The organism is Streptococcus parasanguinis (assembly GCF_001069785.1).
Classification (GTDB): Bacteria; Bacillota; Bacilli; order Lactobacillales; family Streptococcaceae; genus Streptococcus; species Streptococcus parasanguinis_T.
Genome location: NZ_JVSR01000044.1, coordinates 1 through 10793, shown reverse-complemented (window position 1 = coordinate 10793; position 10793 = coordinate 1). Strand labels below are relative to the sequence as shown.

Here is a 10793-nt window from a genome sequence, read left to right as displayed (position 1 = left end):
GCTCCTTGACTAGTTTGACAAAATTTTCGATGGTCTTGAGCCCATCTGGCGTCCCGATACTTTCTGGATGGTATTGAAAACCATAAATCGGTAAGCTACGGTGTTGAATTCCCATAATCGCTTGATCATCCGTCGTTCGAGAGGTAATGACAAAATCCTCTGGCATGTCTTCAATCGTCAGCGAATGGTAACGCATGACTGGGACTTCTTTTGCGACACCCGCGTATAGAGGAGAGGGAGCTTCTAGCTGGATCTGGCTTTGTTTGCCATGCATGACCTGTGGTGCCAATCCCAAGCGCCCTCCAAAAACTTCTGCAATCGCTTGATGCCCCAAGCAAATCCCCAAGATTGGTTTGACCCCCGCGAAATCTCGGATCATCTCCTCCATCTTACCCGCATCCTTTGGCCAACCTGGACCTGGAGAAAATACCAAGGCATCTGCTTCTTGGGCAACCTGGTACAAATCCGGATCATCATTTCGAAGCACCTGGACCTCATCAAATTTTCCGATATACTGTACTAAATTGTAGGTAAATGAATCGTAATTATCGACTAATAAAATCATCCTTCTTCTCCAATCCTTGTCATCGATTTTGCCTTATTGACGGTTTCTTGGTATTCATTTTCAGCGATCGAATCATAAACGATTCCTGCTCCAGCCTGCACATAAGCCTTCTTATTTTTAAGGATCATGGTTCGAATCGCAATAGCAAAATCAAGATCCCCCGTCACAGAGAGATAGCCAATAGCCCCCGCATAGACGCCTCGTTTTTCTTTTTCTGCTTCATAGATTCGCTTCATGGCTCGAATCTTGGGAGCACCCGAAACGGTCCCAGCTGGAAGAGTTGCCTTCAGAGCCTCAATAGAGGCTAGTCCAGGAAGTAATTGCCCCTTGACCACACTGGTCAGGTGCATCACATAACGGAAGAATTCCACTTCCATATATTTGGTCACTTCAACTGATCCATTTTGAGCGATACGACCAATATCGTTTCGCCCTAGATCCACCAACATCCGATGTTCTGCGACTTCTTTTGGATCCCCTACCAGATCAGCTGCCAATTGCCGATCACTCTCTTCATCGAGCCCTCTGGGACGTGTACCCGCAATGGGATTGGTCGTCACCACTCGGTCCTTGACTGACACCAGACTTTCTGGACTGGCACCGATAATTTGATACTCTCCAAAATCATAAAAGTAGAGATAATTCGAAGGGTTGGTCACGCGCAAATTGCGGTAATAATCTAGCGGTTTACCTGAAAAATCAGCTGAGAAACGTTGACTGAGCACGCATTGGAACATATCTCCTTTTCGAATATAGTCCCGCGCTAGGGCCACCATTTCCTCAAACTCTTTTTGCTCCAAATGATTGTGGAAATGAAGCGCATGCAGGTCCTTGTCCTGAAACTCTTCGTTTGCAGGTCTTGCCAATTGTGCTAACACTTGCTCCAAGCTCGCCACTTGCTCTGCTTCACTCCGTCCACTATAGAGGTTCTCTTCCACCACATAGACCTTTTCCTTTTTGTGATCAAAAATCACATAGCTCTCATATAAGAAAAAGTGAAGATCTGGTGTGCCGATCGTATCTTCCGGAATGGAACCAATGTTCTCATAGAGGCCAATCAAGTCATAGCCGACAAATCCAATCGCCCCACCGTTAAAAGGAAGCTCTTCAGAAGTTTTCGTTTTGACCGTGATGCGATTCAAAAAGTCCAAAGGATCCTCTTCAACAATTTGATCATTGTAATAGAGGACACCATTTTCAAACTTGACTTCACTGACTGGCCGATAGGCTACAATTGAAAAACGCGCATTCTCTTTTTCACGAGGGATCGACTCCAAGATCATTTTATGGGGCGCATCCAAACGCATATAAGCCAAAATTGGACTCAACACATCAGCAGATAAAACTTTTTTCATATCAGAAACCTCTCTTTTAGAACTCTTTTATTCTAAGGAATTCAACCGCACCCTACTTCGCTTGCTAAGGCGAGCAAGGGTATCCCATCGCTCTGTTTGCGCTTTGGGATCTATGTGCCTAAGCGCGCTTCGCTTGCTAAGGCACATAGAAAAGCCCTCACACAAAAACTGTGTGAGGGCGTAGTGTCCGCGGTGCCACCTCTTTTATAGGGAAAAATAGCTGGTCTTTCCCTACATCTCTATCTCCTCTATCAAGGAGTTGCACGGTAAGGGGTGCCAACCGAATTCACATGGGTTAGAATTCATTAATCATAACAGTCCAATTTTCATCAGTCGCTATTGCTTGTTCACAATTCCCACAAGCTCCCTGAAAATAGCTGACTCATTACTTTTCTGTTGCTACCATTATAACCCTTTTTCTTAGAAAGTCAATAAAATTTTTAGTCTTTTTTTATACTTTTTTCTACACTAATTTAATAAAATCAGCTTAAAGAGCCTTAGTGGCCCGTCCTTTTTATCCCAACAATAGGATACTCAATAAAGCTAAAATTGCAGGACCACCTTGGGTCAAGATAATCTTTTTATTGGCTGTCATCGCACCGTAGGCCGCAGCTCCAATAATAAAGAGCACGAAAATCGTAACAACTTCACTATTTTTAGAGACAAACAATCCATACAAGAGGAACACCCCAATCAAGGCATTGTATATCCCTTGATTCTTAAATAAAGAGGTCACAGATGGGCGAGCGAGTTCTTCTTTATCCATGTTGAAAACCCGACTTGTGGTATCAGATGTGGTTCTGATGCTCTCCAAATAAAAAATATACAAATGCTCCAGTGCAGCAAGACTTGCTAAAATAATCGTCAGTAATGACATCGTAGATTCCCCTTTTTATTCAACTGTTATTTGTTCAATGCCAGATACTAATTTGTCCAGCAGGTAAGAAAATTGCTCTTGTTCTTGAGCAGTCAAAATCCGACTCATCTGTTCTTTCACCGCCACATGATAGCGAGGGGGATGTTTGACCAAACGATTATAGGCCGTATCCGTCAAATGAATTAAGATTTCCCGCTGATTCTTTGGATTTCGACTCCGATGGACAAATCCTTCCTTTTCTAATATTTTGAAATGTCGGGTTAAAGCCGCTGGATCAATCTGCAAGCGCTCCTGAACCGCGATCTGATTGCAAGGCGCTTGTTCTAACAAATCCTGCAAGATTTGGTAACGTGTTAAGCTAATCCCTAGGCGCTTTTCAAATAACTGTGTAGTTGATTGATCTGCCAAGCGTAGTTGGTAGAGCAAATCATTTATTTCTGCCATGTCCCTTCCTCTATTCATTTTTGATAAATCAATAATTGACTAATCAATTATAAAACATTTCATATCCTCTGGCAAGAAAAAGAGCTTGCACTATTCTTTCACACAAAAAAAGCCGCCTGATTTGGCGACTCTTAGGGAGATTATTATGAAAAAGAAAAGTTTTAGGATTTTTCTAAACAAAGTTAGGAGGTCTTTGTTTATGCTTCTATTATAGCGGACATTTCTTAAAGAAAGCTTACGACTTTATTTCAAAATGAAAACAAATTCTTTACAGATTCTTTTCAGCGTTTAAAATAGCTGGGATATCTAGTAAGGTGTTCATCTGATGATTGCCTTGATAGTCAGACGTCAAGAAATTGATACTCTGAATCTGGCTATTTCTTGCAAAGTCAATATCCAGGCTCCGATCCCCAATATAGTAGGTATTTTCTGGCTCCAACCCGTACTTCTCCATCAGATACATGGCAGCTTCTGGGTCAGGCTTGCGGGCAAAACCACTTTGACTGGTCAAAATCTCTGTAAAAAAAGATTCCAAACCCAAGTCCCGCAGGATGACAAAGGCATTCTCTCCCTTATGGGTATAGACAAACTGCTCAATTCCAGCTTCTTGTCCCCAGGATAGGACATCACGCGCCCCATCCATCAGAAGGACCTGGGCATTTTTCTCTGCTAGACTTTCAGCTCGGCGATGATTCAAGTCAGTCACATCCAGATGATACTCCTCCGCCACGGCTACTAAAAGATCTTGAACCGAATGCTTCAAGATGAAATCTTTAATGCTGGCTCGGTCAAAGGGAAGCTGATAAGTTGCATAGGTCTCCTCAAGACCTGCCAGAATAGCATCATAGGAATCCAGCAAGGTCCCATCCAAATCCCAAATAAAGGCTCGTTTTGTCATTTTTTCTCTCCTACTTTTCGTCTATATAGCTGACTCAAAAATAGCCAACGAAAGCCATTGTCGAGCAGCGTCCCCGTCCAGACCCCTGGAAGGCCAAAGCCAAGGGTTACTCCAAGCAGATAACCGGCTCCAATTCGAATGACCCACATGCCAATCGTCGTTGCATAAAATGGAAGCTTCCCATTTCCCAAGCCTTGCCAAACAGCTGTATAGATGACCGTTCCTGCTGTAAAGGGCGTTCCCAACAAAGAAAAGAGGACAACCGACAGGCTAGCTTCTACCGCTTTCACATCTTGTGTGTAGAGATGGGTCAGAAGGGTGCCACCAAAAAAGATACTCAGAGCAATGGGCAACATCAACACAAAGGATAAGCAGTAAGACTGCTTTCGAAGGCGGGCAATCTGCTCAAGATCACCTTCACCCAAGCTCCGTGCTACGAGCATGACCGTCGCTGTGGCCACCCCAAACACAGGCATGTAGTTAAACTGGGTCAAGGTCTCTCCGATGGCATTTCCGGCGACTGCCTCAGTCCCAAAAGCAACCACGATCGCAATGATCACCACATCTCCGGCCCGCATCATCAGCCGCTCTCCGGCAGCTGGAAGTGCTAAGTTCAAGAGCTTACGATCCAATCCCCAACGAAGGGGGGCAAAGGGTAGCTGGACCTTTTGCCACAAGAGGATGACGCCCACCAGACGGGCCAGCACAGTCCCCAAAGCCGCACCAACAATGCCCCAGCCAAAAAGGAAAATGGCCACAGAGGAGAATAAAGCATTCAAAACATTGGTCAACAGGCTCACATACATAGGAATACGTGGATTGTTGGCCACCCGAACCAAGGAGCCCAAGGTCGTCATCAAGCCTAAGAGAACTATGGTCCCGCCGACCAAGGAAAGGTAAATCCCCCCGCTTTCGGCTACTGCAGCTTCAGTCCCCAACAGCGAAATCATCTGGCGTCCAAATAACAGCGAAGCCCCTCCTAAGAGAGCACTCAACAACAAGGTCACCTTCAGTGACTCTGTCGCATGGTAGGCAATGTTGGCTTGATTTTTTTCACCCAAGCTTTTGGACATAACACTGGCAACTGCCGCACCCAGTGCCAAAAAGATGGCTTGATAGATGGTGATGATATTCCCTGCGACGGAAACACCTGAAATGGCAATCAAGCCCAGGTGAGCCACTAAATAAGAGTCCACCATGCCCATCAGCATTTGTAAGAAATTTTCACCCATGGCAGGAAGAGCGATATTTAAGATTTTTTTGTATGAATTCATGAGTATATAAAAGAGCCAAACGGCTCTTTTGATCTTTCTAATACAGAGAATTAAAGTCCCAAGTAGTCTTCTACGGCTGCTTGCATGTCTTTGGCTGCCACGCTTGTACGATGGCGAACCGGTGCAGTTTCAAGGCCGTCTACAGCCGGTGGCACAGGAACACCTGAGAGTGTGTGTAATTTAGCCAAGGCTTCGAAATCGCCTAGACCTGTCTCGCCTGTCACCGCTTCTACTGCCACAACAGGGAATTTGTAAGGACTTGCTGTAGAGGCAATGACTGTTTTAGCAGTATCCCCTGTTTGGCTCCGGTATTTTTGATAAACGGCTGATGCTACGGCTGTATGAGGGTCTTCGATGTAATCAGACGCTTCATAGACCCGCTTGATCTCTGCAGCAGTTTCTGCTTCATCTGCGTATGCAGCCGCAAACAAATCTAAGATGTCTGCATCAAAGTTGGACAATTGGTACTGACCTGTTGCAACGAGGCTTTCCATCAACTCTTTGGTCTTTGTGGCATCATTGCCTACCAAGTGGAAAATCAAGCGTTCCAAGTTTGAAGAGACCAGGATATCCATTGATGGGCTGGTGGTCACCTTGAACTCACGTTTCTTATCATAGACATGTGTTTTGAAGAAGTCTGTCAAGACATTGTTTTCATTTGACGCACAGATCAATTTTCCAACTGGAAGACCGATTTGTTTGGCATAGAAAGCTGCCAAGATATTTCCAAAGTTTCCTGTTGGGACGGTAAAGTTGACTTTTTCTCCCGCTGTGATTTGGCCTGTCTTCACCAATTGCGCATAGGCGTATACGTAATAGACAACCTGAGGCACCAAACGACCAATGTTCATAGAGTTGGCTGATGAGAATTGCATCTTGTTGGCTGCTAATTTTTCACGGAGCGCCACATCATTGAACATGTGTTTGACATTGGTTTGGGCATCGTCAAAGTTTCCATCGATGGCGATGACATGGGTATTGTCCCCAGTCTGAGTCGTCATTTGCAATTCTTGCACCTTGCTGACACCATCTTTTGGATAAAAGACAATGATCTCTGTCCCTGGAACATCGGCAAAACCTGCCATCGCAGCTTTTCCTGTATCTCCAGAAGTCGCCGTCAAGATGACAATTTTATTTTCCAAACCGTGCTTTTTAGCTGCTGTTGTCATAAAGTAAGGCAAGATCGACAAAGCCATATCTTTAAAGGCAATGGTGGAGCCGTGGAAGAGTTCCAAATTGTATTGCCCATCGAGTTTGACAAGAGGAGCAATAGCTGGGGTATCAAACTTGCTGTCATAAGCATGAGAAATACAGTAGTCCAACTCTTCTGCTGTAAAGTCGTCCAAAAAGGCTGACAAAACAAGCTTGGCCACTTCTTGGTAAGAAGCGTCTTTGAGGGTATCAAAATCCAGCTCTACTTGAGGATAAGAGACTGGAGTAAACAAACCGCCATCTGTCGCCAATCCTTGAAGGATGGCTTGACTAGCTGTTACAGTATTTTTTTCATCTCGTGTTGATTGGTAAACTAATGTCATGACTGTTTCATTCCTTTACTAGTAGTCTTCTCATTATATCATAAATGTCAGAAAATTTAACGGCTTTTCGCCAAATCTTGGCAAAGGTCGGCAAATAGAATCCAGATAAAAGAGAGCAGGCGCAACGATTTTGCCCCTACTCTCATGCGAATCTCTTTTACAGGTGTCTGAAAGATTTGATCAAGCCAATCCCAACTCTGCTAAAACAGATGGGAAGTCTTTCTTCAAGCTTTCAAGAGCTACCGTTACTTCTTGACGAGTTTGGTTATTTTTCACAGTAACTTGACCGCTCTCAACTTCACTACTTCCTAAGGTAATCAAGGCTTTGGCCGCAAAGACATCTGCTGACTTAAATTGTGCCTTGAGTTTGCGTCCAAGATAGTCACGTTCTGCCTTGAAGCCTTGGATTCGAAGGGCCTGAACCAAGCTAAGCGCTGCTTCATTGACTTCATCTCCTAGGACAGCGATATAGGCATCTAGACCTGTTTCGATCGGTAATTCAATGCCTTTCTTTTCAAGAACGAGAAGGATCCGTTCCACACCGATACCAAATCCAAAACCAGCTGTCGCAGGGCCGCCGAAGTATTCAACCAAACCATCATAGCGACCACCCGCACAGACTGTCAATTCATTACCTTCAATTTCTGTAATGAACTCAAAAATCGTGTGGTTGTAGTAATCCAAGCCACGCACCATATTGGTATCGATGACATAGGCTACCCCTAAGTCTTCTAACATCCGACGAACCGCATCAAAATGCGCTTGGCTTTCTTCATCTAGATAGTCTAAGATGGAAGGAGCCTGTTCAACCGCGGCCTTGTCTTCTTTTTCTTTTGAATCCAAGACACGAAGCGGATTTTCTTCTAAGCGACGTTGGCTGTCCTTAGACAATTGATCCTTCATTGGCAAGAGGTAATCAATCAAGGCTTGACGATAAGCCTGACGACTGGCAGGGCTTCCCAAGGTGTTCAAGTGCAAGGTCACATTGTCAATCCCTAGTTCTTTCAGGAATTGCGCTGCCATGGCAATGGTTTCGACATCCGTTGCAGGATTGCTCGATCCAAAGCATTCTACCCCAATTTGGTGGAATTGACGCAAACGACCTGCTTGAGGACGTTCGTAGCGGAACATTGGGCCTATGTAATAGAACTTACTTGGTTTTTGTACCTCAGGCGCAAAGAGTTTATTTTCTACATACGAGCGGACAACAGGAGCTGTTCCTTCTGGACGAAGCGTGATATGACGGTCTCCCTTGTCATAGAAATCATACATTTCTTTGGTAACGATATCCGTCGTATCCCCTACTGAACGGCTGATGACTTCATAATGTTCGAAGATCGGTGTGCGGATTTCATCATAATTGTATCGCGCAAAGACCTTGCGTGCAAAGCCTTCTACATATTGCCATTTCGCTGAATCGCCAGGAAGGATATCCTGGGTCCCTTTTGGTTTTTGTAATTTCATAGCCTTCATCCTTTGTCTTACTTTTGCCTCTATTTTACCACAAATTCGAAGAGAAATGGAGACTGGACCGAATTTCCTTCGTTCGACACGTTCAAAAACTCTTTCTCTTCTTGCCTTATCAGCCGAATTATGAGAAAATGGAAGCCATACTACACTGAAAGGATCTTGCGATGAGAGAGGATATCAAAATCAATGACCGCGCCCTGGCACTAGAGAAGTCGTTAATCGAAAAATTGGAGCTTGTATTTGATACCGATGTTGAGTTAGATGTCTATAACCTAGGACTGATCTACGAGATCCATCTAGATGAAGCCGGCACTTGCAAGGTGGTTATGACCTTTACCGATACGGCTTGTAGCTGTGCTGAGAGCCTTCCGATCGAAATCGTTTCGCGCCTCAAGGAAATCGATGGGATCGAAGATGTCAAGGTTGAAGTGACTTGGTCACCCGCTTGGAAAATTACACGAATCAGCCGATACGGGCGCATCGCCCTTGGTCTTCCACCACGATAACAATCATTACCATTTAATAAACGCAGTCAACTAATAAAGGAAGGCCTCTTTGGAAATCGATCCATAATAAAAAAACGAGGAACAAACTCTGCCATCAGAGTTTGTTCCTCGTTTTTTATAATGTTTGAATCCATTCAAACTTTTTCACTACCAGAATGGACTAAGCCTCATCAGCTTTTGGTTCTGGAAGGATTTGATACAACACAATTCCAAGAATGGTTGACGTTGCCACACCCGTGATTTGAAGACCACCGAGGTCAATCATCAAACCACCGATCCCTGATACTAGGATCACACTTGCAATCAAGAGATTCTTTTTATTATCAAAATCAATCTTATGTTCAACTAAAATTTTCAAACCGCTAGCAGCGATAACCCCAAAGAGGGCAATAGACAAACCTCCCAATACAGGAGTTGGAATAGAGTGCAAGAGTGCTGATAGCTTCCCAATAAAGCTCATGACAACCGCAATCACTGCTGCGCCTGAAATAACGTAAACTGAGTAGACCTTACTAAGGGCCATCACCCCAATGTTTTCCCCATAAGAAGTTACCGGAGGAGCTCCAAAGAATCCAGCAATAATCTGTGCCAAGCCATCCCCAGTAAGCGTATGGTCAAGCCCTGGATCCTTGAAGTAATCACGCTCAGTCAAACTATTTAAAACCATGAGGTGGCCAAAATGTTCCGTCATAGTCACAAAGGCAATCGGAGCCATGGTCAAAATCGCACTTGGATAGAGCTTAAAGCTATAATCCACAAATGGAATGTCAAAGTTTGGAACTTGAATCCAATGCGCCGCACTTACCTCTGAGAAATTGACAAAACTATGTCCTGTCAGCAAACCAAGAGCCAATGAGAAAATATAGCCCACAATTAATCCAAGTAAAATTGGGACGACACCGACAATCTTCTTGCCATACATGTTAAAGAGGATAACCGCAAAGAGGGTCACCATCGAAATCAATAGAGCATAACCGCTATAACTTTTATTTAAGGTTGTCGCATCAGTGACTGCATTCGCCGCAAGACTCAAACCAATTACCATGATAATGGGACCAACCACGATTGGTGGAAGGACCTTATTAATCCAATCTTTACCCGCATGCTTAACAATCAGAGCTACAAACAAGTAGACCAAACCGCCCGCCATGGCACCTTGGGCAACCGCTGCGATTCCATCTGTCTTCATCAACATCTGCATAGCAGCAATATAAGCAAAACTAGATCCCATGTAGGCTGGAATCTTATACTTGGTCACGGTTAAGTGAGCCAAGGTCCCCAAACCAGATGAGAACAAAGCAATGGCAGGATCAATCCCAACCAAAATCGGCACCAGCACTGTCGCCCCAAACATGGCAAACAAATGCTGGAAAGATAAACCAATCAATAAACCAGGTTTTGGCATATCATTCACATCATATTTAACGTCATTCACGATCGTAAAAACCTCCTAAAATTAAGATGCGACAAGCTATGGCTAAACAAAAACGTCTACCTTCGATGACCAAATCGTTAGGACACACTCCCTGCTTCCATCATCGACGATTTCTTTTTTGATCAAACCACTTTTCAACTATACAAAAAAATCCCCCACAACAAGGAGATACACAAAATATAGGCTGGTCTTCCCAGGCCTTTCATTTCCATAGCTCCTTGCCTGCCTCTCTGGACAGTATTAAAGGATTGATTCGATTAGTCACAATTATAGCAAATTATAGACTGATTTACAAGAAAAATGACAGATGATACACTCAAATCCACCAAAATGTAATATTCATACGTTTCAGCGACAAGGTCGAAAATAGCCACTTTGAGCCAAAAAAAGAGGCTGGGACAAAAGTCCTAGCCTCTCAATTGTTTTTGGATTGT

Annotated in this window: 9 protein-coding genes and 1 pseudogene; 1 reads left to right on the top strand and 9 read right to left on the bottom strand. The window is 44.1% G+C overall.

The features are described 5' to 3' along the window. Positions 1-4: 4 nt before the first annotated feature. The 8 genes and pseudogenes from ADG03_RS11815 to hisS all read right to left on the bottom strand — a co-directional run. Positions 5-565: pseudogene (locus ADG03_RS11815) on the bottom strand (aminodeoxychorismate/anthranilate synthase component II); the annotation flags it as partial. After that, the gene (trpE, locus tag ADG03_RS02915; protein WP_049472505.1) at positions 562-1920 is read right to left on the bottom strand and encodes an anthranilate synthase component I; all 1359 of its coding nucleotides are present in this window, start codon (positions 1918-1920) and stop codon (positions 562-564) included. The gene trpE and the pseudogene ADG03_RS11815, both read right to left, overlap by 4 nt. Before the next feature lie 514 nt (positions 1921-2434). Continuing rightward, positions 2435-2797, bottom strand: a complete 363-nt coding sequence (locus ADG03_RS02910; RefSeq protein WP_003009544.1) for a DUF1304 domain-containing protein — start codon at positions 2795-2797, stop codon at positions 2435-2437. Between the two features lie 15 nt (positions 2798-2812). Continuing rightward, entirely contained in the window at positions 2813-3241 is a 429-nt protein-coding gene (locus tag ADG03_RS02905; RefSeq protein ID WP_023920160.1) for a MarR family winged helix-turn-helix transcriptional regulator, read from the bottom strand. A 268-nt stretch (positions 3242-3509) separates the two neighbouring features. Next, complete coding sequence (locus ADG03_RS02900; RefSeq protein ID WP_049472504.1) at positions 3510-4139, bottom strand: HAD-IA family hydrolase; 630 nt, start codon at positions 4137-4139, stop codon at positions 3510-3512. After that, the gene (locus ADG03_RS02895) at positions 4136-5413 is read right to left on the bottom strand and encodes an MATE family efflux transporter (RefSeq protein WP_049472503.1); all 1278 of its coding nucleotides are present in this window, start codon (positions 5411-5413) and stop codon (positions 4136-4138) included. The genes ADG03_RS02900 and ADG03_RS02895 overlap by 4 nt, the downstream gene beginning before the upstream one ends. Positions 5414-5463: 50 nt before the next feature. Then, on the bottom strand, positions 5464-6948 hold the full coding sequence (thrC, locus tag ADG03_RS02890; protein ID WP_049472502.1) for a threonine synthase: 1485 nt from the start codon (positions 6946-6948) through the stop codon (positions 5464-5466). Between the two features lie 180 nt (positions 6949-7128). After that, a complete protein-coding gene (gene hisS / locus ADG03_RS02885) occupies positions 7129-8412 on the bottom strand; it encodes a histidine--tRNA ligase (protein WP_003010893.1) in 1284 nt (427 codons plus the stop codon). A 170-nt stretch (positions 8413-8582) separates the two neighbouring features. On the opposite strand from hisS, the gene ADG03_RS02880 reads away from it, so the two are divergent. Next, positions 8583-8924 (top strand): metal-sulfur cluster assembly factor, encoded by a 342-nt coding sequence (locus ADG03_RS02880; RefSeq protein ID WP_049472501.1) that lies wholly within the window; start codon positions 8583-8585, stop codon positions 8922-8924. 160 nt (positions 8925-9084) lie between these two features. Here the strand turns inward: ADG03_RS02880 and ADG03_RS02875 are convergent, their stop codons facing one another. After that, entirely contained in the window at positions 9085-10359 is a 1275-nt protein-coding gene (locus ADG03_RS02875) for a uracil-xanthine permease family protein (protein ID WP_049472500.1), read from the bottom strand. Between the last annotated feature and the right edge of the window lie 434 nt (positions 10360-10793).